The sequence below is a fragment of the Kineosporia succinea genome (genome assembly GCF_030811555.1).
In the GTDB taxonomy this organism is placed as follows: domain Bacteria; phylum Actinomycetota; class Actinomycetes; order Actinomycetales; family Kineosporiaceae; genus Kineosporia; species Kineosporia succinea.
In genome coordinates this window covers 4,503,145-4,529,458 of record NZ_JAUSQZ010000001.1, presented here as the reverse complement: position 1 = coordinate 4,529,458, position 26,314 = coordinate 4,503,145, and the positions used below count along the sequence as shown (strand labels likewise).

Sequence of the window (26,314 nt, the reverse complement as noted above, 5' to 3'; positions counted from 1 at the left end):
CCACCGCACCGGGTGGGCCACCTTCGTGACGCTGAGAACTTCCTGTGGCTCTTTCTCGTCCCATACCCGGTAAACGGTGACCGGACCACGAATGTGAGGTCGTGCGTCCTCAGACTTCCCAGCCGTAGAACAACCGCTCGACCACCGTGCGCGCCCGCCGGGTGATGCGCTGGTAGTCCTCGTCGAGCGTCCCCGCCGAGGCGGGCGGGTAACCCATGATCCGGGCGACGCCGTCGAGCGAGGTGTGGTTGGTGGGCGGGACGTCGGAGGCGTTGCCCTTCCACAGCATGATCGCGTTGCGGAACCGGGCGGCCAGACGCCAGGCCTCGGCCAGCACCTCCCCGTCCCCCTCGGGAACCAGACCGGCACGGACCGCGGCGTCCAGCGCGTCCATCGTTCCCGTGACCCGGAGCCCCTCGACCTCGTGGGCGTGCTGGAGCTGGAAGAGCTGGACGGTCCATTCGACGTCGGCGAGCGCACCCCGGCCGAGCTTGAGGTGCCGGTTGGGATCCGCGCCGCGGGGCAGCCGCTCGGACTCGACACGGGCCTTGATCCGGCGGATCTCCTTGAGCTCGGCCCCGGTCAGTCCGCCGGAACGCCAGCGCAGCGGATCGATCAGCTCGACGAACCGCTCCCCCAGCCCGGTGTCGCCGGCGATCGGCCGGGCCCGGGTGAGGGCCTGGGCCTCCCAGGGCGCCGACCAGCGGGCGTAGTAGTCGCGGTAGGACGCGAGAGAACGGACGAGGGGCCCGTTGCGGCCCTCGGGACGCAGGTTGGCGTCGACCGCCAGAGCCGGTTCCGGCCCGGTGGCCGAGAGCAGGCGGCGCAGCTCGGAACACAGGTCGGTGGCCGCGGCCTGGGCCTCGTGCGGCTCGACGCCGGGCAGTGGGTCGGCGACGAACATGACGTCGGCGTCGCTGGAGTAGCTGATCTCGCGCCCGCCGAGACGGCCCATCGCGATCACGGCCATGCGCACCGGCAGGTCGCCCCGTTTGGCCCGCACCGCGTCGGCGGCCGCGACCAGGGCCCCGTCGAGCGCCGCGACCGCGCAGTCGCTGAGCGCGTGACCGACGGCGTCGACGGCATTGATCCCGACCACGTCGGCGACGCCGGTGCGGATGATCTCGCGGCGCCGCACGGCCCGGGCCGCCATCGCCGCGGCCATCGGGTCGCCCTCGTGCCGGGCCGCTCCCCGCCGCACCGAGCCGATCATCGCCGACAGCGGCTGGGGCTGCAGCACCTCGTCGGTCTCCAGCAAGGCGACGGCCTCGGGACTGCGCTGCAGCAGGTCGGCGACGAGCTGGCTGGACGAGAGCACGTGGGCCAGGCGCTCGGCGGCGGCACCGGAGTCGCGCAGCATCTTCAGGTACCAGTGGGTGGATCCGAGAGAGTCGGACAGCCGCCGGAAGTCGAGCAGCCCGGCGTCCGGATCGGCGCCGTCGGCGAACCAGCCGAGCATGACCGGCAGGAGCTGCCGCTGGATCGCGGCCCGCCGGGAGACGCCGGTGGTGAGGGCGCTGATGTGACGCAGGGCCCCGGCCGGGTCGCGGTAGCCGAGGGCCGACAGACGCACCCGCGCGGCCTCCGGGGTGAGCCGGGCCTCGTCGCTGGTGAGCTCGGCCGCGGCAGCGAGAAGCGGCCGGTAGAAGAGCTTCTCGTGCAGGCGGCGGACCTCGCGGGCCTGCTTGCGCCAGAGGGCGGTGAGCTGGTCGGCGGGATCGGCGCGAAAGCCGAACTCGCGGCCCAGCCTTCTGAGGTCCTTGGGGTCGGACGGCACCACGTGGGTGCGCTGCAGCCGGAACAGCTGGATGCGGTGCTCCAGGGCGCGCAGCATGCGGTAGGCGCGGTCGAGCTCGGCGGCGTCGGCGCGGCCGACGTAGCCGAAGGTGCTCAGGGCCTCCAGGCCGAGGAGGGTGTTCGGGGTGCGCAGCCGGGCGTCGATGCGACCGTGCACGAGTTGCAGCAGCTGCACGGAGAACTCGACGTCACGCAGGCCACCGGCGCCGAGTTTCAGCTCCCGGTCGGCGTCCGGGCCCTTGAGCTGCTGCTCCACGCGGCGGCGCATGGCCTGCACGTCGGCCACGAAGTTCTCACGCTCGGCGGCCTGCCAGACCATCGGCTCGATGCCGGCCAGGTAGCGGGCGCCGAGGTCGGCGTCGCCGGCGACCAGGCGGGCCTTGAGCAGGGCCTGGAACTCCCAGGTCTGGGCCCAGCGCTCGTAGTACGCGACGTGACTGGCGAGGGTACGCACCAGCGGACCCTGCCGGCCCTCCGGACGCAGGTTCGGGTCGACCGGCCAGAGGGTGCCCTCCGGCGTGGCTTTCGAGCAGACCAGCCCGAGAGTGCTGGCCAGCTTGGTGCCTTCGCCGATCGTCTTGCTGTCGTCGGCTCCCTCGGGGGTGTCGACGACGTAGATGACGTCGACGTCGCTGACGTAGTTGAGTTCCCGGCCGCCGCACTTGCCCATGCCGATCACGGCCATGGTGCAGTTCGCGCCGTGGTTGGGCAGGGTGCCGCGGGCGACCGCGAGCGCGGCCTCGAGGGCCGCGGAGGCCAGGTCGGCGAGGATCGCGCCGACGGTGGGGACGATGCCGAGGGGGTTGTCGGCGGCCAGGTCGCGGGCGGCCAGGCCGAGCAGACGACGGCGGTAGGCGACACGCAGGGCGTCGGTGCCCTCGTCCTGGGTGCGGGTGCTGACCGGTTGCGGGGCGGCCGGGTCGGCCCCCACGGCGCGCAGCAGCTCGGCCCGGAGGGTCTCGGCGGTGAACGACGAGAACGGCGCGGGGGGAACGCCCTCGAGGAACTCGCGGGCGTGGCCGTGGTGGTCGACGGTGTGGTCGTGCGGGTGGTGGGTCACCGGCAGGGGGGCATCGTCGCCGCCCAGCTCGCCGTCGATGACCGGCCACTGCCAGGGATGGCGGACGAGGTGGTCACCCAGGGCGCCCGACCCACCGAGCACGGCGAACAGGCGGTGGGCGGTGAGGTCGTCGCGGTGCAGCGCCCGGGAGAGCTGGGCCACCGGCCCCCCGCCGGCGGCCAGGCGCTGCAGCACCTCGGCGGTGAGCCCGCCCAGGCCGGCGGGCACCTTGTCGCTGTCGGCCAGGGACTCGACCATCCGGCCGAGGGCGGTCAGGGCCAGGTCCGGGTCGGGGCAGTCGGCCAGGGCGGTGAGCAGTTTCTCGGCCGGCGGGGGCAGTTCACCGGTCAGGCCACCGGGGAGGCCGGACGGTTCGGCCTCGAGCAGCTCGATCATCGCCGGCCGGGCGAAGACCCTCTCGGCCGCGGCCGGGTCGGCGAACCCGAACCGGGCCAGCCGGGCCGCGAAACTTGCCTGACGCGCAGTCGTCACCTGACCAACCGTAATGGTGACGCCACGGTGCCGGGGAGGGCCTGGGGGCACACGACGGAAATCACCCGGTTTCGGGGTGGACCTCACGTTTGGGGGGCGGTGGGCGTTTACCTGGTGACGGAGGGGGTGGGGCGGTGTTTCCAGGACTGCGGCCGGTTCTGCGGCTTGTTCTGCTACTGGTTCGGCAATTGCTGCACGAAGGCGGCCGCGTGGGCCCGGGCCAGGCGCTGCTGGGCCGGCTCGGCCGCCCGCACGGGCCCGAGCACGGCGTCCGGGTCGCTCACCCGGCCCTTGGCCACCCCCCGGGCGACCCAGGCGGCGAAACCGTCGGCGGTGACCTCGGGGTGGTACTGCACGCCCCAGGCCGCCTCCCCCACCCGGAAACCCTGGTGTGGATAGATGTTTCCGGTCACCAGCAGCTCGGCGCCGGGCGGCAGGGTGAGCACGGCGTCACCGTGCGACTGCCGCACGGTCCAGCGGGTGGTCCCGAGGTCGGCGGCGACGGCGCCGAAGAACGGGTCGGTCCCCGGCCGCGCCGTGACCTCGGTCAGGCCGACCTCGGGGCCGCGCGGGCCGCGGCCGACCTCGCCGCCGGTGGCCAGGGCCAGGAGCTGGGCGCCCAGGCAGATGCCCAGGGTCGGCACCCGGCCGGTCACCGCGCGGGCCAGGAGGTCACGCACGGCGGGCAGCCAGGGCGCGACCTCGTCGTCCCAGGCGGCCATCTCACCGCCGAGCACCACCAGGCCCGCATGGTCGTCGAGCGTGTCGGGCAGTGGGTCGCCCAGATACGGGCGCACCACCGTCACCGCGGGCAGGTCCTGCCCGAACAGTGCGGCCGGGCAGCCCTTCTCGTGCTCGACGACCAGCACGGGCCGTGGCGTCGTCATCTACAGCAGGGGCAGGTAGCGCCGGAGCTCGAAGGGCGTGACCTGGCTGCGGTAGTCGGCCCACTCCTGGCGCTTGTTGCGCAGGAAGAAGTCGAACACGCCCTCGCCCAGGGTCTCCGCGACGAGCTCGGAGTCCTCCATGATCGAGATCGCGGCGTCGAGGTTCTCCGGCAGCCGGGTGATGCCCATGGCACGGCGCTCGGCGTCGGTGAGCGACCAGACGTTGTCGTCGGCCCCCTCGGGCAGCTCCAGCCCCTGCTCGATGCCCTTCATGCCGGCGTTGAGCATGAGCGCGAAGGCCAGGTAGGGGTTGCAGGCGCTGTCCAGGCCGCGGTACTCGACGCGGGTGCTCTGGCCCTTGCCCGGCTTGTACATCGGCACCCGGATCAGGGCCGAGCGGTTGTTGTGGCCCCAGCAGACGTAGGCCGGGGCCTCGGCGCCGCCCCAGATCCGCTTGTACGAATTCACCCACTGGTTGGTGACCGCGGTGATCTCGGCGGCGTGCTTGAGCAGGCCGGCGATGAACTGCCGGGCGATCTTGCTGAGCTGGTACTCGCCACCCGCCTCGTGGAAGGCGTTCTGGTCGCCCTCGAACAGCGAGAAGTGCGTGTGCATGCCCGAGCCCGGATGGTCGTTCAGGGGCTTGGGCATGAACGTGGCGTAGAGGTCCTGCTCGAGCGCGACCTCCTTGATCACGCTGCGGAAGGTCATGATGTTGTCGGCCATGGTGAGCGCGTCGGCGTAGCGCAGGTCGATCTCGTTCTGCCCCGGGCCGGCCTCGTGGTGGCTGAACTCGACCGAGATGCCCATCGATTCCAGCGTCCCGATCGCGGCCCGGCGGAAGTCGTGGGTCGTGCCGCGCGGCACGTGGTCGAAGTACCCGGCCTGGTCGACGGGCACGGGCTCCGTACCGTCGGCGGTCGGGCCCTTGAACAGGTAGAACTCGATCTCGGGGTGGGTGTAGAAGCTCAGCCCGTGGTCGGCTGCCTTGTTCAGGGCGCGCTTGAGCACGTTGCGCGGGTCGACCAGCGCGGGCTCGCCGCCCGGGGTGAACACGTCGCAGAACATGCGCGCGGTGCCCTGCGACTCGCCGCGCCAGGGCAGCACCTGGAACGTCGAGGGGTCGGGCTTGGCGATCATGTCGGCCTCGTGCACGCGGGCGAGGCCCTCGATCGCCGAGCCGTCGAACCCGATGCCCTCGGCGAACGCGCCCTCCAGCTCGGCCGGGGCGATCGACACGCTCTTCAGCGAGCCCAGGATGTCGGTGAACCAGAGCCGGATGAACCGGATGTCCCGCTCCTCGATCGAGCGGAGGATGAACTCCTGCTGCCTGTCCATGCCGGTCCCTTCCTCATGTCCGTAGTGATGTCCGTGTCGACGCCCGGTGGTGAAACCCGGGCCGCGCCGGGGCGGCGCCGGGGGTGGTGCCGGACGGGCCTCACGCGACACTGCCGAGCCTGCCAGATCCGGGCACCATCAGAGCACCCGTGGTACCGCTCAGTTGCTCCCAGACACCCTACGGTGGCGCAACTAACACATCGGCACGTGCCCGGAGCGGGTGAACCGTGGTGGCGGGGCGTGCTGACCAGGCCGCTCGGGCCTCGTGGCCACGCTCGTAACCAGGCCTTGCGGCCACGCCTCGTAGCCGGGCTTCCTGGTCGAGCCTCCTGGCCGGGCTTCCTGGCCGGGCTTCCTGGCCGGGCTTCCTGGCCGGGCTTCCTGGCCGGGCTTCCTGGCCGGGCCTCCTGGCCGGGCCTCCTGGCCGGGCCTCCTGGCCGGGCCTCCTGGCCAGGTCGAGCCACCACACCGGGCCCGGTCCGGGTTCGCCGCGCCGCGCACCGCCGGGGCCGGCACTGCCCTCGGCATCTGACCTCGCCGCACTCCCCTCGCCGGGCGACAGGTCTGACGGTGTGACTGCCCGCACGTGCGCGTCCATGGCACGGTGCCGCCGCGGGAGGAGGATGGAAGACGCCTCCCGCCCGATCGGTGGGAGCGGCACCAGACCGGGACCGGTCTGGGCGACGGGTCCGTGAGGAGGACGGCTGATGAACCAGCACGCACAGGGGACGGACCAGGACCAGACGGCCGAGGAGGTCGCGCCGTACGGCGGCGGCCGCCCGGCGGTGAACGACGCGGACGGCTTCGGTGGCTCGGGCAGCTCCGGTGGCTCCGGCAGCTCGGAAGCGGGTGAACCGGAGGCGGGTGAACCGGGCACCGGCGGGACGGGAGCGAGCGGTCCACGGGTGGACGGCTCCGGCGCGGGTGGCCCGGGTGCAGGCGACCGGCGGGTGGGCAGCTCCGGTGCGGGTGACCCGGGTGCGGGTGACCCGGGTGTGAGCGGCTCGAGCGTGGGCGGCTCGACCGGCACCCGCCTGAAGAAGATCCGCATCCCCCACCTGCAGCAGATGAAGGAGCGCGGCGAGCGCTGGGCGATGCTGACGGCGTACGACCAGCTGTCGGCATCGGTGTTCGACGCGGCGGGCATCCCGGTGCTGCTGGTCGGCGACTCGGCGGCGAACAACGTCTACGGTCACGCCACCACGCTGCCGGTCACGCTCGACGAGCTGATCCCACTGGTGCGGGCCGTGGCCAACGCCTCGCCGCACGCGCTGGTGGTGGCCGACCTGCCGTTCGGCAGCTACCAGGGCTCACCGCAGCAGGCGTTCGGGAGCGCGGTCCGGCTGATGAAAGAGGGCCTGGCGCACGCCGTGAAGCTGGAGGGCGGTCGCACGATGGCCCCGACCGTGAAACTGCTCACCGAGGCCGGGATCCCGGTCATGGCGCACATCGGCTTCACCCCTCAGAGCGAGCACACACTGGGCGGATACCGGGTGCAGGGGCGCGGGGAGTCCGCCGAGTCGCTGGTCACCGACGCGCTGGCCCTGCAGGAGGCCGGTGCCTTCTCCCTGGTCATGGAGATGGTGCCCGCGCCGGCCGCGGCCGCGGTGACGAAGGCGCTCGACATTCCCACCGTCGGCATCGGCGCCGGGGCGGACTGCGACGCGCAGGTCCTCGTCTGGACCGACATGGCCGGCTTCACCGACGGCCGCACCCCGCGGTTCGTGAAGAAGTACGCCGACCTGCGCGGCATCCTCACGCAGGCCGCGCAGGAGTACGCGCGCGACGTGCGTCACGGCACCTTCCCCGCGCCGGAGCACTCGTTCGAGGAGTGAGGTCAGGAGCGACTTCAGGAGCGACTCAGACATGACCGCGGGTTGACCGGGCCCGGGTGAGCCCGGCCGGCCCGCGATCGCGTCAGCCGCTCGACGACCACTCGACGACATCTGCCGCGCGAAGGCAGTAGCCGCCCGAAGGCAGTAGCCGCCCGACAACGCCGGTCCCCGACCGCGCCACTCCTCGACAGACGTCAACCCTCGAAGGGGCGTCAGCCCCAAGAAGCGTCAGCCCCGAGAGGCGTCAGCCCTTCGAGAGGCGTCAGTCCTTGTCGTCCCAGCGACGGTCTTCCTCGTCCCACGCCTCGGTCTTCGACCGTGCCGTGTCCAGGGCCTGCTGAGCGGCCTCACGGGTGGGGTAAGGACCCAGCACGTCCTTGCCCTGGCCCTTGCGGTCGCCCGCCTCGACCTGGTTCGTCGACAGGTTGAACCAGTACTGCTCGGCTCCATCGCTCATGATCATCACGATAACCGGAGCACTCTCTGCACGCCCCCGGAGAGGACAGGACGACCACAGAAGAGAACCCTTCGGTAGGGATCAAGGCGTCCTGAGTGATCACCGATGTTGCCTGCATCACCCACCGTTCTCACGGACGAGACCGGCTGTGACTCTGATGCCCGGGGGCATTCCATGATCGACATGCGCATCGGCGGGACTTCCCTGCCTTCCACCCGTATCGCCGTGACCGCCGCGGACGCCGACGGCAACCCGGCCGGCTCGCAGGGCGGCGCCTGGTCGTTCGACACCGACCCGTCCAACCAGAACCCGCGGTCCGCCAAGTCTTTCAGCTGGGTCGCCGACGGTTCACCGGAGGCCCGCGCGCTCAACGGCGACGTCTACCTGACGGCGATGTTCGAGCAGTACGTGAACTACCGCGGCCCCAAGCGCGGCACCGTGGACAACCCGCTGGCACCCAGCACGGTGCGCACGGTCGCGATGAACCCGGCGGAGGGCCGGATCTTCGACGTCCGCGTCTGATTCCGGCACCGCCGGGTGAACGGCCGGGAAAGGCTCGCGGTCATAGACTGACGCCTCATGAGTACCTCGCCCCTGGGAACGCTGGTGCCGGGCACCGTCAGCCCACGCCGCGCCGTGCCCGCGAGCATCCCGCGGCCGGAGTACGTCGACCGGCCCGCACCCGCCCGGTACACCGGCAGCGAGATCAAGGACGCCGCCACGATCGAGCTGATGCGTGAGGCCGGCCGGATCGCCGGCGCCGCGCTCGCCGAGGTCGGCAAGAACGTCGAGCCGGGCGTCACCACCGACGAGCTCGACCGGATCGGCCACGAGTTCCTGCTCGACCACCACGTCTACCCGTCCACGCTGGGCTACAAGGGCTTTCCGAAGTCCCTGTGCACCAGCCTGAACGAGGTCGTCTGCCACGGCATCCCCGACTCCACGGTGGTCCGCGACGGCGACATCATCAACATCGACATCACCGGCTACCTGACCCGCGACGGGCTCGGCGTGCACGGTGACTGCGACGCGACGTTCCTCGCCGGTGACGTCGACGAGGAGTCCCGCCTCCTGGTGGAACGCACCCACGAGGCGATGATGCGGGGCATCAGGGCCGTCAGGCCAGGGCGGCAGATCAATGTCATCGGGCGTGTGATCGAGGCCTACGCCAAGCGTTTCGGCTACGGCGTGGTGCGCGACTTCACCGGTCACGGCATCGGCACGGGCTTCCACACCGGCCTGGTGGTGCCGCACTTCGACGCCGCCCCCGACCACGCCACGGTGATCGAGCCCGGCATGACCTTCACCATCGAGCCCATGCTCACCCTCGGCACGCACGAGTGGGAGATGTGGGCCGACGGCTGGACGGTCGTGACCAAGGACCGCCGCCGCACCGCCCAGTTCGAGCACACGCTGCTGGTGACCGAGACCGGCGCCGAGATCCTCACCCTCCCCTGACCTCCCCCCGAAGAACCCGCAAAGGACCACGATGAGCAGCGACGCAACCCCCGTCCCGAACGCCACCGGATTCGGCATCGACATCGGCGGTTCCGGCATCAAGGGCGCTCCCGTCGACCTGTCCGCCGGCCGTTTCGCCGCCGACCGCCTGCGCATCCCCACGCCGTCCCCCTCGACCCCGGGTGCGGTGGCGGACGTGGTGGCCGAGATCGTGGCGAGCTTCGGGGACGCGTCGGGCACCGGCCCGATCGGTGTCACCTTCCCGGCGGTGATCCAGCACGGGGTCGCACGCACCGCGGCGAACGTGGACAAGACCTGGATCGACACCGACGTGGACACGCTGTTCACCGCCCGCCTGGGCCGCAGCGTGCACGTGGTGAACGACGCGGACGCGGCCGGCGTGGCCGAGGCGCGGTTCGGGGCGGCGAAGGACGCGCGGGGCACGGTGATCGTGGTGACGCTGGGCACCGGAATCGGCTCGGCGGTGCTGCTCGACGGCAAACTGGTACCGAACACCGAGCTCGGGCACCTGGAGATCGACGGTCACGACGCCGAGCACCGGGCCGCCGACAGCGCCCGCGAGCGCGACGACCTGTCCTGGGAGAAGTGGGCCCACCGCCTGCAGACCTATTTCCGCACGGTGGAGAACCTGTTCTGGCCCGACCTGTTCGTGGTCGGTGGCGGGGTCAGCAAGAAGAGCGAGAAGTACCTGCCGCTGCTCGACATCCGCACGCCGATCGTGCCCGCTCAGCTGCTGAACGACGCCGGCATCATCGGGGCCGCGGTGCTGGCCACCGAGACGCCCGACCTGACGCCCCCGCCCGCCGTCTGAGGTTCGGTTCGGGCCTGCGGACCGGTGCGTCCGCGGGCCCGGCTCAGATCATGGAGGACGACGTGGTTCAGTCGAGCGGCTCGGCCAGGCTGGCGCTGGTCTCGGCGACCATGCGGAAGTAGTCCATCGCGCCCTCCTCGCCCATGTGCTTGCTGGCGATCGTGGCCGACAGCGAGGCGAGCGCGGTGACGAACGACAACTGGGCCGTGCCCTCGAGCTCGCGCAGGATGAACGTCATGGCCTCGTGGTCGCCCAGCATCTGGAAGCGGATGAAGGCGGCGGCACGCTGGTTGGCGAGGGCGGCGGCGCGTTGCTCAGCGGAAAACACGAGAACCCTTCTGGTCGACACCCCCGTGTCACCCCGTGCGACCAGTATGGGCATCCGGTGCCGAAAGAGCTCACCGGTGGTGAGCCCACCACTCGCCAGGGCGAACCGGCTCGATCACCCTGGGTGAGGGTGGCGGACGAGCTGGACTGTAAGCCGGATTTTGTGCCAGGCCGGGCGAACCCGGCGCTGCGGCGACCATCCATCTCGGGGTGACGTTGCCGTCACCCTCGTGCGGCCTACCCGGATGCTCGGGCGAGCAGCCCTCGAACGCATCCTGTCTGACCTTGCTCCGGGTGGGGTTTACCTAGCCGCTCCGGTCACCCGGAGCGCTGGTGGTCTCTTACACCACCGTTTCACCCTTACCGGCCTGCTCTTTCGAGCCGCCGGCGGTCTGTTCTCTGTGGCACTGTCCCGCGGGTCACCCCGGGTGGGCGTTACCCACCACCCTGCCCTGTGGAGTCCGGACTTTCCTCGGCGGACGGCGAACCGCCCGACGCGGTCGCCCGTCCAGCTCGTCCGCCGCAGTCATCCTAGGGCCTCCCGCCGTTCACCCGCCGACAGGGCCTCACGACAGCCTCGCAACGGCCTCGCAACGGCACCGCGATCGGCACCGGGCCACCCCTCACCGGCGCTTCACCCGCGCCGCACCCGGGCCTCGTTCATCTTCGCGTCCGCCCCTCGTCATCGCGTTCCCGCGTGCCATTTGAAGCAAAAACACCTCATCTCTACCTTTGCCTTCTCGTCGCTCAGCGCACACATTCGTTCACCCGCCGCTTAACAGCTCTCGGCAAGATTCGTCTGATTGGGGCGATACGCGGCCCCTCGGAAGGCCGCGCACACGCCCCTCCCTGACAGCCCTACGGAGGTGCGCAGACGATGACTGCTTCGGACGAGGCGGCGAGCGGCAAGGGCAAGTGGGGCACACGCACACGCGTCGGCATCGCTCTCGGGCTCGCGGGCCTGATCGGCGTTCCGACCTGGCTGGTGACCGGCGCCCAGGCCAGCACACCGGCAAGCGCCAGCACGCCGGCAGGCATCAGCACACCGGCAGGCACCAGCGCACCCAGCGAGGCAACCACCACCGCGAAGGTGACCGGTGCGGCCGGGACGACCACGACGTCCACCATCGAGACCGCGGCAGCGAACGCCGCGAAGAAGACCGTGACCGCCCAGCTGCTGGCGTTCAACGACTTCCACGGCCACATGACCAGCGACGGCCTGTCGATCAGCGCGAAGACGGCCACCTCGAAGGGCTCCGGCCACGTCACCGCCGGCGGCGCCGCCTGGCTCGCGCAGAAGATCAGGCAGGCCGAGAAGGAGAACAAGAACTCGCTCGTGCTCTCGGTCGGCGACCAGATCGGCGGCAGCCCGCTGATCTCGGGCTACTTCCACGACGAGGGCACGATCGAGGCGCTCAACGCGTTCGTCGACGTCGCCGTGGTGGGCAACCACGAGTTCGACGAGGGCACCGACGAACTGCGACGCATCGTGAACGGCGGCTGCCACCCCACCGACGGGTGCTCCCCCGCGTCCCCCCGTTTCCAGGGCGCCTCGTTCGACATGCTCGCGGCCAATGTAATCGACCGGAAGAGCGGTACGTCGATGCTGCCGGGTTACGTGATCAAGAACGTGGGCGGCGCGAAGATCGGCATCATCGGCACGGTCACGCCCGACACCGTCGACCTGGTCGACCTGGCCGGCATCAAGGACGTGACGTTCGTCGACGAGGCGCCGGTGATCAAGAAGCTCGCCCAGCAGCTGCGTTCACAGGGGGTGGACGCGGTGGTCGCCATGACCCACTCCGGCGCCGACCCGACGCCGCGCAGCCCGATCAACAGCTGCCGCGACCTGGCCGGACCGGCGAAGGACCTGACCAGGAAGATCGCGGGCTCGGTGGACCTGGTGCTCAGCGCCCACACCCACCAGGCCTACATCTGCAAGATCAACGGCACGATGCTGACGAGCGCGGCCTCCTACGGACGGTTGCTGACCAAGATCAAGATCACCATGAACACGTCCACGCACGAGGTCACCTCGGTGAGCGCGGGCAACGTGATCGTCAACCACCGGGGCACCAGCGACAAGACCGTGCGCACGGTGGTGAACCGCTACAAGAAGGTCACCGACAAGGTCGCGAACAAGAAGGTCACGACGCTCAAGGTGAAGCTGGGCCGCATGCTCACCCGCAACGGTGAGTCGTACCTGGGCCGGGTCATCGCCGACGCGCAACTGGCCGCCACGAAGCCGAAGTCGAGGGGCGGCGCCCAGATCGCGATCATCAACCGCGGTCTGGCCCGGATGAACCTGGAGAAGGGCACGGTCACCTACGGCGACGTGTACGACGCCCAGCCCTTCGGGTTCAAGCTGGTCACGATGACGATGACCGGCCGCCAGATCGACGACATGCTGGAGAGCACGTTCTGCCAGGAGGCCGCGGTAGACAACGACGACCGCATGCCCATCGAGGTGAGCAGGGGCTTCTCCTACAGCTTCGACATGGACAAGAAGTGCGGTCACAAGATCCGGATCCGCGACATGCGACTGAACGGCAAGCGGGTGTACGCCGCGCACCAGTACCGGGTCACGACCATCGACTTCTTCTCCAACGGCGGTAGCAGCCTGAAGGGGTTCAAGGACGGCACCCAGAAGGTCACCGGGGTGCTCGAGCGTGACGCCCTGGCGCAGTACCTGAAGAAGCACCCGAAGCTGGGGCTGCCGCACGGCACCCGGATCAGGTCGCTGTAGGGATTTCCGGGGCGGCAGCACGCGTACACTCCCGGAGTGCTCGTGCTGCTGCCCCCGTCAGAGTCCAAGGCCGCCCCGGCGAAGCGGGGCAACCCGGTCGCGGTGGAGCAGCTGTCGTTCCCGGTGCTCACCGATCTGCGCAAGCAGGTACTGGAGGCGCTGATCGAGACCAGCGCCCGGCCCGACGCGCTCGAACTGCTCGGCGTGGGCGCCTCTCTCGGCGACGAGGTGGCCCGCAATCTCACGCTGCACTCCGCGCCGGCCCGACCCGCGCACGAGATCTACACCGGGGTGCTCTACGACGCGCTGAGCTGGGCGACGCTGTCCGCGGAGGCCCGGCGGCGCGGCGGCAGGCGCGTGCTGATCATTTCCGCGTTGTGGGGTGCGCTGCGTCCGGGCGACAAGGTTCCCCCTTACCGGCTGTCGATGGGGGGCGAGCTCCCGTCGCTGGGTCCGCTGGCGAAGCACTGGCGTTCCGAGCTGCCGGGTGTTCTGGCCGAGGCCGCCGGGAAGCGCGGGATGATCGTGGACTGCCGGTCCGGTCCCTACGCGGCGGCCGCGCCCGTCGCCTCGCTCCCCACCGATCGCACGGTTGCCGTACGGGTGCTGCGCGAGACCGCCGGAAAGCGTTCGGTGGTGAGCCATCTCGCCAAGCACACGCGGGGCGAGGTGACGCGGTTCCTGCTGGAGCAGGACGCCGATCCGCGCACTCCCGCCGAGCTGCGTGACCTCGTGGGTGAGCGCTGGCCGGCCGAACTGTCGGCGGAGCGCACGGGCTGGATGATCGACGTGATCCTGCACTGAGTTCGCCGAGGAGGGGTTTTGACGCCCGAAGAGTTCCGTACCGCCGGTCATCAGCTCGTCGACTGGATCGCCGACTACCGCACCGGCATTCCCGACCGTCCGGTGCAGGCGCAGGTGAAGCCGAGCGAGGTCGCCGACGCGTTACCCGCACAGCCACCCTCGAAGCCGGAGGATCTCGACGCGGTGCTGCGCGACCTCGACGAGATCATCGTGCCCGGGCTGATGCAGGTGCAGCACCCGCGGCACACCGGATGGTTCCCCTCGAACGCCTCTCTCGCATCCGTTCTCGGTGACATCGCGTCGTCGGGCATCGGGGCGCTGGGCATCTCCTGGCAGTCGGCGCCGGCGCTGACCGAGCTCGAGGAGGTGGTCTGCGACTGGATGCGGCAGCTGACCGGCCTGTCCGAGGGCTGGAAGGGCGTCATCCAGGACACCGCGTCGACCGGTTGCCTGGTCGCGCTGCTCGCGGCCCGCGAACGGGCTGCCGGTTACGTGAGTGAACGCGGTGGCCTGCAGTCGCTGGAGGCGCCGCTGACCGTGTACGCGTCCGAGCACGCGCACTCGGCGATCCCGAAAGCGGCGCTGCTGGCCGGTTTCGGGCGCGACAACATCCGCTCGATCGGCACGTCGCCGACCACGTTCGCCCTGGATCCGGCGCTTCTGCGGTCGGCGATCGAGCAGGACGTCGATGAGGGACGCGTGCCCGCGGCGATCGTGGTCAGCATCGGCACCACGGCGACCACCGCCGTGGACCCCCTCGCCGAGATCCTGGAAATCGCCGCCGCGTACGGGATCTGGGTCCACGTCGACGCCGCGATGGCCGGATCCGCCCTGTTGCTGCCCGAATACCGTTGGCTGGTCGAGGGAATCGAGGGCTTCACCACGCCGGACGGTGTGGTCGTGCCGCCCGCCGACTCGCTGGGCTGGAACCCGCACAAGTGGATGGGCACGATCCTCGACACCTCACTGCTCTACGTGCGCGAGCCGGAGCGGCTGATCCGGGTGATGTCGACGAACCCGAGTTTTCTGCGCAACGCCGTCCCCGGTGAGCGCGTGGCCACGGAGTACCGCGACTGGGGCATCCCGCTGGGCCGTCGTTTCCGCGCGCTGAAGCTCTGGTTCCACCTGCGGCTCGACGGGGTCACCGCGATCCAGGACCGCCTGCGCCGCGACCTGACCAACGCCCGGCGCCTGGCGGCGCTGGTCGAGGCCGAGCCGGGCTGGTCGCTCGTGGCCCCGGTGACGCTGCAGACGGTGTGCCTGCGGCACGACCCCGGGTCTGCGGGGTCGGCGGAGCTCTCCGGCGAGCTTCTGGACGCGCACACGCTGGCCTGGGCGGACGCGCTGAACCGGAGCGGGGTCGGGACGGTCACCCCGGCCGTGGTCGGCGGGCGCTGGATGGTGCGGGTGTCGATCGGGGTCGAGACCACGGAATGGCCTGATGTGGAAGCGGTCTGGAACGCCGCGAAGGAGCTGGCGGCCGAGACCGCCTGATCGAACGGGCGGCCTTTGGCCCGTGGCCGCCGACTCGTGTGCCCGTGGCCGCCGACTCCGGCGCCCGAGGCTGCCGACTCGTGCGCCCGAGGCCGCAGACTCTGGCCCGAGGCCGCCGGGCGGCCGGCTCCGGATTGCCCACCGGAGCCGGGCCGCTCGCGCGATCGGTCAGCCGAGGGCGCCGTCGAGGTCCTCGAGCAGGTCGTCGAGGTCTTCGAGACCGACGGAGATGCGGACCGTGCCGTCGGTGATGCCGGCCGCCGCGCGGGCCTCGGTGGTGAGGCGGCGGTGCGTGGTGGTGGCCGGGTGGGTGACCATGGACTTGGCGTCACCCAGGTTGTTCGAGATGTCGACGATCTTGAGCTTGTCGAGGAAGCTGAACGCGGCGTCCTTACGGCCCTCGCCGGAGCCGAGCTCGAACGTGACCACCGTGCCGCCCGCGCTCATCTGGCGCTTGGCCAGCTCGTACTGCGGGTGGCTGGGGAGGTGCGGGTACTTCACCTGACCGACCCGGGAGTCGCCCTCGAGGAACTCGGCGATGCGCAGCGCCGAGGCGCTCTGGTGATCGACCCGCAGGCGCAGGGTCTCGAGGCCCTTGAGCAGCACCCAGGCGTTGAACGGGCTCAGCGAGGGGCCCGTGTGGCGCATCAGGTTCTGCACCTTCTCGTTGACGAACTCCTCCGGCCCGAGGATCGCCCCGCCGAGCACCCGGCCCTGCCCGTCGATGTGTTTGGTGGCCGAGTAGACCACGATGTCGGCGCCCAGCTCGAGCGGCTTCTGCAGCAGCGGGGTGGCGAACACGTTGTCGACCACGACCTGGGCCCCGGCCGCGTGCGCCATCTCGCTGACGGCCGCGATGTCGACGAGCTCCTGCGCCGGGTTGGACGGCGACTCGAAGAACACCGCGGTGGTGGGCTTGCTCAGCGCCTCTTCCCACTGCTTGAGGTCGGGTCCGTCGACGAAGACCGTCTCCACGCCCCAGCGCGGCAGAATCTCGTCGAGAATCACGAAGCACGAGCCGAACAGCGCCTTCGTGGCCACCACCCGGTCGCCCGCGGCCAGCAGCGCCGCGAGCGCGTTGAACACCGCGGACATGCCGGTGGCCGTGGCGAACGCCGCCGGCGCCCCCTCGATCAGCCGCAGCCGCTCCTCGAACATCGCCACCGTGGGGTTGCCGTAGCGCGAGTAGACGAAGTGGTCGAGCTCGCCCTTGAACGCCGACTCGGCCTCGCCCGCCGACTCGTAGGTGTAGCCCTGGGTGAGGAACAGCGCCTCGGACATCTCCGCGAAGTTCGACCGCATCGTGCCGCCGCGCACGCTGAGCGTGGAGGGGCGGCGGGTGTCGGGGGTGCCGGCGCTGTCGTTGGTCATGTGCTCGTCTCTCGCAGTGGTGGACGGGGTGGAGCCTCGCGTCGTCGGGGCGGCTCAGGTCGGTGGGAAGGGCGGACCGGGTGGTCGGGGCTGGGTGGTCAGGTGGTCAGGTGCTGGGTGGCCGGGAGGCCAGGTGCTGGGTGGCCGGGGGCTGGGGGCCCGGTAGCTGGGTGGCCGGGTGGCTAGGTGGCTGGGGCGGACCGTTGCCGGGCGACTCAGACGGGCGAGGCGTAGCCCGGGTCAGTAGCGCGGACCGGGTCAGTCACGCGGCTAGGGCCCGGACCGGCCAGAACCACGCAACCCGGCCAGAACCACGGGGCCCGGCCAGAACCACGCGGCCCGGTCAGCCCTGTTTCCAGGGCAGCCCGCGCACCTTCCAGCCAGCGGTGTGGCCGCGGTGGTTCTGGGCGTCGGGCGGGCCCTCGAAGCCCTCCAGGATGTTGTAGGCCTCGGTGTAACCGGCGGCCGTGGCGGCCTCGGCCGCCGCCACCGAGCGCACACCGGAGCGGCACAGGAACAGCACCGGGGCGGCCTTGTCGGCGGCCACCGCACCCACCTGATCGAGGAAGCCGCTGTTGCGCGCGCCCTCGGGGAAGGTCGTCCACTCGACGAGCGCGACGTCCTTCGCGAGGGCGGTCAGGTCGGGCACCCCGACGTACGACCACTCGGCGCGGGTGCGCACGTCGACCAGCACGGCGGCCGGGTTGGACCGGACCAGCTCGAAGGCCTGGTCGGGGGAAAGATCTCCGGCGTACGCCATGGGTCATGCCTCCACGATGGTCGGGGTGGCGGCGCCGGGCAGCACCACCGCCTGGCCCGCGATCACCCGCGTGCCGTCGAAGGTGAGCGTGGGCGGACCGTGCAGCACGTAGCCCTCGGCCAGGGCGGCGCTGACACGCTCGCAGAACGACGTGTCGTCGGGACCGGTCAGCAGCCGGTAACGGAGTCGCTCGTTCTCTGCCACGGATCAGTTCTACCCCAGCGCACCGACAGTCTTAAGAGCAGGACCCATTCGTATGCGTGATCAGGGAGTTGACCCCTACCACCTCGACGCCGCCGTCGGCCCAGAACCGCAGGGTCGTCACGCTCGCCGGGTCGATCCGCAGACGCCAGAACGCCGCCGGCCCGGCCTCGAGGGCGCTCGCGACCACGGCGCGGATCGGGCCGGTGTGCGTGACCACCGCGACCACGCGCCCGGGGTGACTCGAGCGCAGGAGGTGCACCGCCGCGTCCGTACGCCCGGAGAGATCGTGGACCGACTCGCCCCCGGGAGGCCGCGCCGCCGGGGACTCGCGCCAGGCCGTGTACTCCGCCGGCCAGCGGGCCGCGATCTCGCGGTAGGACAGGCCGTTCCACTCCCCCAGGCGCAGCTCCGACCACTCCGGCGCGACGACCGGTTCCGGACCGAGAGCCCGCGCCGTCTGCACGCACCGGGTCATCGGGGAGGTGAGCAGCACGTCGGCGTCGAGCCGTAGCGCCTGGGCCTGGAGAAGACCGGCGGGGCTCAGCGGCGGGCCGGGGTCGTCGCCCCCGGCGGGCACGACGCCGGTCGACGCCGTGCTCGCGTGCCGCACCAGGTGCAGCGTGAGGGGCTCCCCCAGATCGGGACCGCTCAGAGCCCGGAGTCCGCCGTGCGCACCAGGATCCGGCCGCACTCCTCGCAGCGCACGACCGCGTTCTCGGCGGCGGCGCGGATGCGGGCCAGGTCGTTCGGCGGGAGCGTCATGCGGCAGCCCTCGCACCGGCGCTGGTAGAGCTTGGCCGCCCCGACGCCGTGGCTGCTCTCGCGGATGCGCTCGTACAGCGCGAGCAGCTCCTTCGGGATGCCACCGGCGGCCGTCTCCCGCTCGCGTGCCTCGGCGACGGCCTCCTCGTCGAGCACCGCCACCTGCTTGTCGCGCGCGGCCCCGGCCTCGGCGATCTCGGCCAGCACCTCGTCGCGCTTGGCGGTGGCACCCCGGACGGCCGCCTCGGCGGTCTCCTGGCGCTCCATCACCTCGAGCTCGGCGTCTTCGAGCACGCTCTGCCGGGCCGCGAGGCTCTCCAGCTCGTGCTGGATCGCCTGCAGGTCTTTCGCGCTGCCCTGACCGGCGTCGAGCCGGGCCTGGTTGCGCTCGGCGCGCTGACGCACCTGCGCCACGTCGCCCTCGGCCTTGGTGAGCTCACGCTGCGCGTCGGTGGCCACGGTGCGGGCCTTGACCAGCACGTCGTCGACCTCGGCGAGCTTCTTCTCGAGCTCGGCGATCTTCGCGAGCTCGGGCAGCGTGCCCTTCTTGTGCGCGATCTGGGTGAGGCGGATGTCGTGCCCCTGCACGTCCAGCAGCCGCCACTGGTCCTGAGCCGCCGCGGTCACCACAGAATTAGCCTCCCAGCTGAGAAAAGATGCACCCAGCCTAGTGCCCCTAGCGGACCATTCCGCCCGGGCTGGGGACACGGAAGACCCAGGGGTCGGTGGAGCGGGTGGAGACCAGGACCTCGACCGGCTGCCCGGCGTCGGCCAGCGCCCCCTCGAGACGGTTGGAAACACCCGCCAGCCAGGGCCATTCGCTGGCCCAGTGGGCCACGTCGACGAGGTAGGGCGGGCCGTCGCCGGCCGCGTCGCGGGCCTCGGACGCCGGATGGTGACGCAGGTCGGCGGTGACGTACACATCCGCGTCGGCGGCGCGCACCGCGTCGAACAGCGAATCGCCGGCTCCGCCGCAGACCGCCACCCGGGACACCTCGGCCGTCGGGTCGCCCGCCACCCGCACGCCCTGCGAGGTGCTGGGCAGGGCCTCGGCCACCAGCATCGCGAACTCGCGCAGGCTGGTGGGCTGCTCGAGGGTGCCGACCCGGCCGATGCCGCGCGGGCCCGACCAGCCGGCCAGCTCGTACAGGTCGACCGCGGGCTCTTCGTAGGGGTGCGCGGTGCGCAGCGCGGCCAGGGCCTCCGCCCGGCGGCGGCGCGGCAGCACCATCTCGACACGACGCTCCGGCACCGACTCCCGCTCGCCCGGCGTACCGACCGTGGGGGTGGACGCCGCGCCGGGCACGAAGGTGCCGGTGCCCACCGCGGTCCAGGCGCACCGGGCGTACTCACCGATCTCACCCGCACCGGCCGCGGCCAGGGCGTCGAGCACCTTGTCGACGTCGGCCTCGGGCACGAACGTGACGAGCTTGTCGACCGGGTCGGCGGGGTCGGCCGACAGCGGCACCAGGTCGGTGAGACCGAGGACGCGGGCCAGGGCGTCGGAGACCCCCGGCGCCGCCGCGTCGGCGTTGGTGTGCGCGGTGTAGAGCGCGCAGCCACCCCGGATCAGCTGGTGGATGGTGCGGCCCTTGGGCGTGGTGACCGGCACGCCGTGGACGCCGCGCAGCAGCAGCGGATGGTGGGTGATGAGCAGGTCGGCGCGCCAGGCGAGTGCCTCTTCGATGACCGCCGGGGCCGGGTCGATCGCGAGCAGGATCCGGCGCACCTGGGCGCCCGGGTCACCGCAGACGAGGCCGACGGCGTCCCAGTCGCGCGCCCAGCTCGGGTCGTACATCCGCTCCATGACGGCGATGACGTCCGCGAGGGAAGGAGAAACGGCTTCGGTGGTCACGCTCAGACTCTATCGGGCACAGCGCGTTCATGTGTCATGACTTGGCGTGGTCTTCGACAAGCGTCCAAAGACACTACTCAGCAGTTGAAACGGACACCGGTGGACCGTCACGGCCCACCGGTGTCCGTACCAAGCGTCAGAACTCGGTCTGCCCCAGACGCAGCCCGTCGACGAACGAGGCCGTCGTCGAGGTCATGGTCTCCAGCTCCAGCACGACCACGCGATTGCGGCCGGCCTTCGTCACCGGGCCGGGCACGTACAGGGTCTGCGTGGGGCCCTTGCGCCAGTAGCGACCGAGGTTGAAACCGTTGACCCAGACCAGGCCCTTGCCCCAGGCCGAGGTGTCGAGGAACAGGTCGGCGGCCTCGGAGAGCTCGAACTCACCCGTCAGCACCAGCGGCCCGTTGTCCACCGGGTGCCCCGCGAGGTCGAGCGAGGGCAGCAGGTCGACGTCGAGCGCCGTGGCCGTCCAGCCGGTGAGCTCCTCACCACCGAGCCGGATCCCGCCGATCAGGCCCTTCGCCTCGCCGAGCCGCTCGCCGTAGTTCACCCGGCCCTGGTCCTCGACCAGGATCGTCAGGGTCGCACCGGCCCGGGGCAGACGGATCGAGCGCTCGTGGGCGTCCCGCGCCAGGACCCCGACCGGGTCCCCGTCGACGAAGACCCAGGCCCGGTCGCGGACCTCCTCGCCGACGACCAGCACGCCCGGTCCCCGGCCCTCGAGAGAGGTCTCGTAGAGCACGAAACCGGTGTCCTGGCCGAGCTCCTCGAAGGTCGCGGCGTGCTCGGCCGCCCGCGGGCCGCCGAGTTCGCCGGCCAGGCCGAGCAGCCCGGCCCTCTCCTGCAGCGCCACCTCGAAGGCCGGCGCGGCCTCGGCCTCGGCCGGCACCTCGTCCGGCACCTTCGCGTACTTGGCGATGGTCGCCCGGAACGCGTGGTACTTCGCCGTCGGGTTGCCGGCCTCGTCGAGCGGGGCGTCGTAGTCGTACGACGTCGCCAGCGGCACGTAGGCGCCCTTGTCGTTGGCGCCGTTGGTCATGCCGAAGTTGGTGCCGCCGTGGAACATGTAGAAGTTCACCGAGCCGCCGACGCTGAGGATCTCGTCGAGCGCGGTGTCGGAGTCCTGCACGGTGGTGGTGTGGTGGTGGAAGCCCCAGCTGTCGAACCAGCCGTCCCAGAACTCCATGCACATCAGCGGACCGGTGGGCTGGAACTCCCGCAGGGTCTTGAAGCGCTCGGTGCTGCGCGACCCGAACGAGCCGGTCATGTGCAACCCGTCGAGCCGCCCGTCTTCCAGCATCTGCGGCTGCGGCTGGTCGATCGTGGTCAGCGGCACCGTGATCCCGGCCTCGCGGGTGACGCGCACCAGCTCGGCCAGGTACTCCTTGTCGGAACCGTAGGCTCCGTACTCGTTCTCGATCTGCACCAGGAACACCGGACCGCCCCGGTCGATCTGGAGCGGGGCCACGATCCGGTAGACCGCCTCGAGGTACTCGGTGACGGCCTCGACGTACTGCGGCTCCCAGCGGCGCAGGCCGATGCCCGGGATGCGCAGCAGCCACGGCGGCAGGCCGCCGTTGCTCCACTCGGCGCAGATGTACGGCCCCGGGCGCACGATCGCGTGCATGCCCTCGGCCGCCACCAGCCGCAGGAAGCGGGCCAGGTCGAGACCGCCGCCGGTGAGGAACTCACCGCGCGAGGGCGAGTGCGCGTTCCACGGCACGTAGGTCTCGATCGTGTTCAGACCCATCAGCCGGGCCTTGTGGATGCGGTCGGCCCAGTGGTCGGGATGCACCCGGAAGTAGTGCAGCGCACCGGAGATGATCTGGTAGGGCTCGCCGTCGAGGAGGAAGTCCTTCTCGCCGATGGTCAGTTCAGCCACGGGGGTTCTCTTTCACAGGAGCAGCAGCCGGGCGCAGGGTGAGCACCGACCAGGAGATGGGGGGAAGGGAGAGGGACACCTGGGTGACGTCACCCGCGGACTCGACCACGACGTCCTCCAGCACCACCGGGGCGACCGGCTGGGACGCCTGGGTGTTGGTGGTGAAACGGTCACCGCCCTCGGGCACGGTGAGAACCTGCGCGTCCTCGAGAACCAGCCCGGCCGTGGACAGTTCGGTGCCCAGCGCGACCACGTCGGTCGTGGAGCGGTTGACCACGAACAGCGAGACGGAACCGTCGTCCGCGACCGTGCTCACCGCGTCCACCATCGGCACCTCACCGTACTTCGCCGTGGGCAGCACGGGGCCGGAGAGATCGAGCGGCACCACCCGCCCCCGTGCCCGCGCGGAGGTCAGGGCGAACGGGAAGAACGTGGTCTGCTTCCAGGCCGCGCCCTCGGGCTCGCAGCGGATCGGGGCGATCACGTTGACCAGCTGGGCCAGGTTGGCCATCGAGACCCGGTCGCTGTGCCGCAGCAGCGAGATCAGCAGCGAGCCGACCACGACCGCGTCGGTGACGTTGTACTCGTCCTCGATCAGCCGCGGGGCCACCGGCCAGTCGCCGGAGAGCACGGCGTCCTTGTGGTTCTCGTTCCAGTCGCGCTGGTACCAGACGTTCCACTCGTCGACGCTGATGCCGATGGTCCGGTCCAGACCGAGCTCGGCGATCACCTCGTCGACGATGCCCGCGACGGTGTCGAGGTAGCGGTCGAGCCCGGCGCCGGAGGCCAGGAAGCTCGCGACGTCGCCGTCGCTCTCCTCGTAGTAGGCGTGCACGGAGATGTGGTCGACCAGCTCCGCGGTGTGCCGCAGAACGGTGCGCTCCCACTCCCCGAACGTCGGCATCTCCATGTTCGAGCTGCCGGCCACGACCAGCTCGACCCGGTGGTCGAGAAAGCGCATGTAGCGGGCGGTCTCGGCGGCCAGGCGGCCGTACTCGTCGGCGGTCTTGTGGCCGATCTGCCAGGGGCCGTCCATCTCGTTGCCCAGGCACCAGAGGGTGATGCCGAAGGGCTCCGGGGAGCCGTTCCGGGCCCGCAGAGAGCTGAGGGCGGTGCCGGACGGGTGGTTCGAGTACTCCAGCAGGTCGCCGGCCTCGAGAACGCCCCGGGTACCGAGGTTCACGGCCTGCATCACCTCGACGCCGGCCGAGGAGGCCCAGCCCGCGAACTCGTGCAGCCCGACCTGGTTGGTCTCGGTGCTGTGCCAGGCGCCGTCCAGACGCACGGGCCGCTCCGCACGGGGGCCCACACCGTCCTCCCAGCGGTAGCCCGACACGAAATTGCCACCGGGGTAACGCACCACCGTGACGCCGAGCTCGCGGACGAGGGCGAGAACGTCCTCGCGGAAGCCGTCGGCGTTCGCGCTGGGGTGCTCCGGTTCGTAGATGCCCTGGTAGACGCAACGGCCCATGTGCTCGACGAAACCGCCGAACAGCCGCGGCGGAACGTCCGCCACCGTCTCACCGAGATGGACCCGCAGGCCGACCGGGATCATCGATGTGCCTTTCTGAAGAACCTGTTCCGGACAAAGAACAGGCCGGGACCTGGTGCATCCCGGCCTGTTCTCTGTGTGGAGCTACTACTTGACCGTGAAGCCCTGCTGCTTGGCGTAGGTGTCGATCGCGGTCTTCCAGGCAGCGAGACCGGCGTTCAGGTCGCTGTGGTTGGTGTACGACGTCTTGCCCGCCGTGTCACCGAAGATCGTGTTCGCGTACGCCTGGATCGGCAGGTAGGACCAGTTCGGGGCGACCTGGGTGGACGCCTCGGCGAGGACCTTGTTGATCTGCTGGCCACCGAAGTACTCGGACTTCGCGTCGGTGAACTCCGGGTCGCTGAGCTCCGCGGTGGTCGACGGGAAGCCGCCGCTCTCCAGGAAGATCTTGATGCTGGCCGGGTCGTTGTTCAGCCAGCGCAGGAACGCGGTGGCCAGGGCCGGGTTCTTGCTCTGCTTGAGCACGGCCTGCGAGGAGCCACCGCTCTCGGCGGTCACCGGGGTGCCGTCGTAGGTGGGGATCGGGGCGACCCGCCAGTCGCCGGACGCACCGGCGGCGTTGGCCTCCATGTTGCCGGGCATCCAGGCACCCGTGATCAGGGTGGCGAGGCTGCCGTCGGTCATGGCGCGGAACCACTCGTCGGTCCAGCCCTTGGCGTCCGAGAGCAGGTTCTCGGTGTGGAGCTGGTTCCACATCGCCGTGTACTTCTTGGAGCCCTCGTCCTCGAAGTTCACGTTGATCGTGTTGCCGTCGACGTTGAACGGGTGGCCGCCGGCCTGCCAGATCATGCTGGCGGTCTGGCCACCGTCACCGTTGTCCGAGGTGATGTACCACTTGTCGTTGTAGTCGTGGATCTTCTTGGCCGCGTCGATGTACTCGTCCCAGGTGGTGGGGACCTTGGTGACGCCGGCCGCGTCGAACGACTTCTTGTTGTAGAACATCGCCATCGGGCCCGAGTCCTGCGGCAGGCCGTAGATCTTGCCGTCGAACGCCACCGAGCCCCAGGTGGAGGCCGAGTAGTCGCTCTTCAGGTCGCCCAGACCGTAGACGTTCAGGTCGAGCAGCGAGTCGGACAGCGCGTACTGCGGGATCGCGTAGTACTCGACCTGGGCCACGTCGGGGGCGCCGGAACCGGCGTTGATGGCGTTGGTCATCTTGGTGTACTGGTCGGTGTTCGTACCGGCGTTGACCAGCTTGACCTTGACGTTCGGGTACGCCTTCTGGAAGGCCTCGACCTGCGCCTCGGCGGAGGGGGTCCAGGACCAGTAGGTGATCTCGCCACCCTTCTCCAGCGCGGCGTCGAGGTCGGCCTGCGACCCGGCGACGGTCTCGCCGTCACCACCGGAGCTGGAGCCACCGCCGCAGGCGGCGAGCGCGCCGAGCGCCAGGGCGGCACCGGCGGCGACCACCGTGCGGCGCGTCAGGGTGTTGCGGAACGTACGGGACATCGGGGGTTGTTCCCTTCACTTCGCTGTGCTTCGGGAGCCCCGGTGTGAGGGATACACCGGGGTGGACATGGGGGTGTTGCGAGGAGGTGTTTCGACGGAACCGACTACGCCTTGACACTTCCGGCGGACAGGCCGGACTGCCACTGACGCTGCAGGAACAGGAACGCCACGACGATCGGCACGATCGACAGCAGTGAACCGGTGAGGACCAGGTTGAAGATCGGCTGCGAGCCGGCCCCCTGGGCCTGCGCGTTCCACTGGTTCAGACCGACAGTCAACGGGTACCAATTCGGGTCGCTCAGCATGATCAGTGGCAGGAAGTAGTTGTTCCAGGTCGCCACAGTAGTGAACAGGAGCACCGTCACGATGCCCGGGGCCAGAAGTCGTATCGAAATCGTGAAGAAGGTCCGGAGCTCACCGGCGCCGTCGACCCGGGCCGCCTCGAGGATCTCGGTCGGGATCGCCTGGACCGCGAAGACCCACATCAGGTAGAGGCCGAACGGGCTGATCAGCGACGGGATGATGACGGCCCACGGGGTGTTCGTGAGTTCCATCTTGCTGAACATGAGGAACGTCGGGACGGCCAGGGCGGTTCCCGGCACGGCCACGGCTCCCAGGACGACGGCGAAAACCGCGCCCCGGCCCGGGAACTTGAACTTGGCCAGACCGTAACCGGCCAGCGTCGCCAGCAGGGTCGCACCGCCGGCCCCGATCACCACGTAGATCAGCGTGTTGCCGACCCAGCGGATGAAGATGCCGTCCTTGTAGGTCAGCGTGTCGCCGATGTTGGTGAACAGCGCGAAGGTGTCGGCGAACCACAGGCCGAACGAGTCGAACAGCTCGCCCTGGGTCTTCGAGGCGTTGATGACCAGCCAGACCAGCGGCAGCACGGTGTAGAGCATGAACGCGACCATGAGAACCGTGAGCGCGATGGACTTCTGGGTGCCAGGAC

The 26,314-nt window shown here is 70.6% G+C and carries 22 protein-coding genes and 1 other RNA gene; 7 read left to right on the top strand and 16 right to left on the bottom strand.

The window, feature by feature from the left end; all coding sequences use genetic code 11:
- Window positions 1-109: 109 nt before the first annotated feature.
- From J2S57_RS19695 to J2S57_RS19685, 3 genes are all read right to left on the bottom strand, one after another.
- Complete coding sequence (locus tag J2S57_RS19695; protein ID WP_307245111.1) at window positions 110-3,349, bottom strand: bifunctional [glutamine synthetase] adenylyltransferase/[glutamine synthetase]-adenylyl-L-tyrosine phosphorylase; 3,240 nt, start codon at window positions 3,347-3,349, stop codon at window positions 110-112.
- A gap of 173 nt (window positions 3,350-3,522) precedes the next feature.
- Window positions 3,523-4,236 (bottom strand): type 1 glutamine amidotransferase, encoded by a 714-nt coding sequence (locus J2S57_RS19690; RefSeq protein WP_307245108.1) that lies wholly within the window; start codon window positions 4,234-4,236, stop codon window positions 3,523-3,525.
- Window positions 4,237-5,574 (bottom strand): glutamine synthetase family protein, encoded by a 1,338-nt coding sequence (locus J2S57_RS19685; protein WP_307245106.1) that lies wholly within the window; start codon window positions 5,572-5,574, stop codon window positions 4,237-4,239. It abuts the gene before it with no gap.
- Window positions 5,575-6,569: 995 nt separating this feature from the next.
- Between J2S57_RS19685 and panB the strand changes: the two genes are divergently transcribed.
- Window positions 6,570-7,409, top strand: a complete 840-nt coding sequence (gene panB / locus J2S57_RS19680) for a 3-methyl-2-oxobutanoate hydroxymethyltransferase (RefSeq protein WP_370882682.1) — start codon at window positions 6,570-6,572, stop codon at window positions 7,407-7,409.
- A 262-nt stretch (window positions 7,410-7,671) separates the two neighbouring features.
- On the opposite strand, the gene J2S57_RS19675 is transcribed toward panB, so the two are convergent.
- Window positions 7,672-7,866 (bottom strand): SPOR domain-containing protein, encoded by a 195-nt coding sequence (locus tag J2S57_RS19675; RefSeq protein ID WP_307245102.1) that lies wholly within the window; start codon window positions 7,864-7,866, stop codon window positions 7,672-7,674.
- Between the two features lie 174 nt (window positions 7,867-8,040).
- Here J2S57_RS19675 and J2S57_RS19670 point away from each other — a divergent pair, with 174 nt between their 5' ends.
- From J2S57_RS19670 to ppgK, 3 genes are read left to right on the top strand one after another with little or no spacing between them, the layout of a single operon-like run.
- Window positions 8,041-8,388 (top strand): hypothetical protein, encoded by a 348-nt coding sequence (locus J2S57_RS19670; protein ID WP_307245100.1) that lies wholly within the window; start codon window positions 8,041-8,043, stop codon window positions 8,386-8,388.
- Window positions 8,389-8,445: 57 nt separating this feature from the next.
- Complete coding sequence (map, locus tag J2S57_RS19665) at window positions 8,446-9,324, top strand: type I methionyl aminopeptidase (RefSeq protein WP_307245099.1); 879 nt, start codon at window positions 8,446-8,448, stop codon at window positions 9,322-9,324.
- A gap of 31 nt (window positions 9,325-9,355) precedes the next feature.
- Window positions 9,356-10,156 (top strand): polyphosphate--glucose phosphotransferase, encoded by an 801-nt coding sequence (gene ppgK / locus J2S57_RS19660; protein ID WP_307245097.1) that lies wholly within the window; start codon window positions 9,356-9,358, stop codon window positions 10,154-10,156.
- Between the two features lie 67 nt (window positions 10,157-10,223).
- Here ppgK and J2S57_RS19655 read toward each other — a convergent pair whose 3' ends face one another.
- Together J2S57_RS19655 and rnpB are read right to left on the bottom strand one after the other, a co-directional pair.
- Complete coding sequence (locus J2S57_RS19655) at window positions 10,224-10,484, bottom strand: hypothetical protein (RefSeq protein WP_307245095.1); 261 nt, start codon at window positions 10,482-10,484, stop codon at window positions 10,224-10,226.
- Window positions 10,485-10,617: 133 nt separating this feature from the next.
- Window positions 10,618-10,999: RNase P RNA component class A (gene rnpB / locus J2S57_RS19650), an RNA gene on the bottom strand.
- Window positions 11,000-11,360: 361 nt separating this feature from the next.
- Between rnpB and J2S57_RS19645 the strand changes: the two genes are divergently transcribed.
- Genes J2S57_RS19645 through J2S57_RS19635 form a run of 3 tightly spaced genes read left to right on the top strand, consistent with a single transcriptional unit; the run spans window position 11,361 to window position 15,527 of the window.
- Window positions 11,361-13,229: a bifunctional metallophosphatase/5'-nucleotidase gene (locus tag J2S57_RS19645; RefSeq protein ID WP_307245093.1), complete on the top strand. Its 1,869-nt coding sequence runs from the start codon at window positions 11,361-11,363 to the stop codon at window positions 13,227-13,229.
- A 36-nt stretch (window positions 13,230-13,265) separates the two neighbouring features.
- Complete coding sequence (locus tag J2S57_RS19640; RefSeq protein ID WP_307245091.1) at window positions 13,266-14,033, top strand: YaaA family protein; 768 nt, start codon at window positions 13,266-13,268, stop codon at window positions 14,031-14,033.
- A gap of 18 nt (window positions 14,034-14,051) precedes the next feature.
- On the top strand, window positions 14,052-15,527 hold the full coding sequence (locus J2S57_RS19635; RefSeq protein ID WP_307245088.1) for a pyridoxal phosphate-dependent decarboxylase family protein: 1,476 nt from the start codon (window positions 14,052-14,054) through the stop codon (window positions 15,525-15,527).
- A 168-nt stretch (window positions 15,528-15,695) separates the two neighbouring features.
- Here J2S57_RS19635 and J2S57_RS19630 read toward each other — a convergent pair whose 3' ends face one another.
- From J2S57_RS19630 to J2S57_RS19585, 10 genes are all read right to left on the bottom strand, one after another.
- The gene (locus J2S57_RS19630; protein ID WP_307245086.1) at window positions 15,696-16,898 is read right to left on the bottom strand and encodes an O-succinylhomoserine sulfhydrylase; all 1,203 of its coding nucleotides are present in this window, start codon (window positions 16,896-16,898) and stop codon (window positions 15,696-15,698) included.
- A gap of 343 nt (window positions 16,899-17,241) precedes the next feature.
- Window positions 17,242-17,658, bottom strand: coding sequence for a rhodanese-like domain-containing protein (locus J2S57_RS19625; protein ID WP_307245084.1), 417 nt, complete (start codon window positions 17,656-17,658; stop codon window positions 17,242-17,244).
- Window positions 17,659-17,661: 3 nt separating this feature from the next.
- The gene (locus J2S57_RS19620) at window positions 17,662-17,862 is read right to left on the bottom strand and encodes a DUF1737 domain-containing protein (RefSeq protein WP_307245082.1); all 201 of its coding nucleotides are present in this window, start codon (window positions 17,860-17,862) and stop codon (window positions 17,662-17,664) included.
- A gap of 31 nt (window positions 17,863-17,893) precedes the next feature.
- Window positions 17,894-18,472 carry a histidine phosphatase family protein gene (locus J2S57_RS19615; RefSeq protein WP_307245080.1) on the bottom strand — a complete coding sequence of 193 codons (579 nt, stop codon included), beginning with the start codon at window positions 18,470-18,472 and terminating at the stop codon, window positions 17,894-17,896.
- Window positions 18,473-18,510: 38 nt separating this feature from the next.
- Complete coding sequence (locus J2S57_RS19610; protein WP_307245078.1) at window positions 18,511-19,254, bottom strand: zinc ribbon domain-containing protein; 744 nt, start codon at window positions 19,252-19,254, stop codon at window positions 18,511-18,513.
- Between the two features lie 46 nt (window positions 19,255-19,300).
- A complete protein-coding gene (locus J2S57_RS19605; RefSeq protein WP_307245076.1) occupies window positions 19,301-20,479 on the bottom strand; it encodes a Nif3-like dinuclear metal center hexameric protein in 1,179 nt (392 codons plus the stop codon).
- A 136-nt stretch (window positions 20,480-20,615) separates the two neighbouring features.
- Window positions 20,616-22,361: a glycoside hydrolase family 35 protein gene (locus tag J2S57_RS19600; RefSeq protein ID WP_307245073.1), complete on the bottom strand. Its 1,746-nt coding sequence runs from the start codon at window positions 22,359-22,361 to the stop codon at window positions 20,616-20,618.
- Entirely contained in the window at window positions 22,354-23,916 is a 1,563-nt protein-coding gene (arfA, locus tag J2S57_RS19595) for an arabinosylfuranosidase ArfA (protein ID WP_307245071.1), read from the bottom strand. Before arfA ends, J2S57_RS19600 begins: the two co-directional genes overlap by 8 nt.
- 84 nt (window positions 23,917-24,000) lie before the next feature.
- On the bottom strand, window positions 24,001-25,362 hold the full coding sequence (locus tag J2S57_RS19590; protein WP_307245069.1) for an ABC transporter substrate-binding protein: 1,362 nt from the start codon (window positions 25,360-25,362) through the stop codon (window positions 24,001-24,003).
- A gap of 104 nt (window positions 25,363-25,466) precedes the next feature.
- Complete coding sequence (locus tag J2S57_RS19585) at window positions 25,467-26,276, bottom strand: carbohydrate ABC transporter permease (protein WP_370882681.1); 810 nt, start codon at window positions 26,274-26,276, stop codon at window positions 25,467-25,469.
- Window positions 26,277-26,314: the final 38 nt, after the last annotated feature.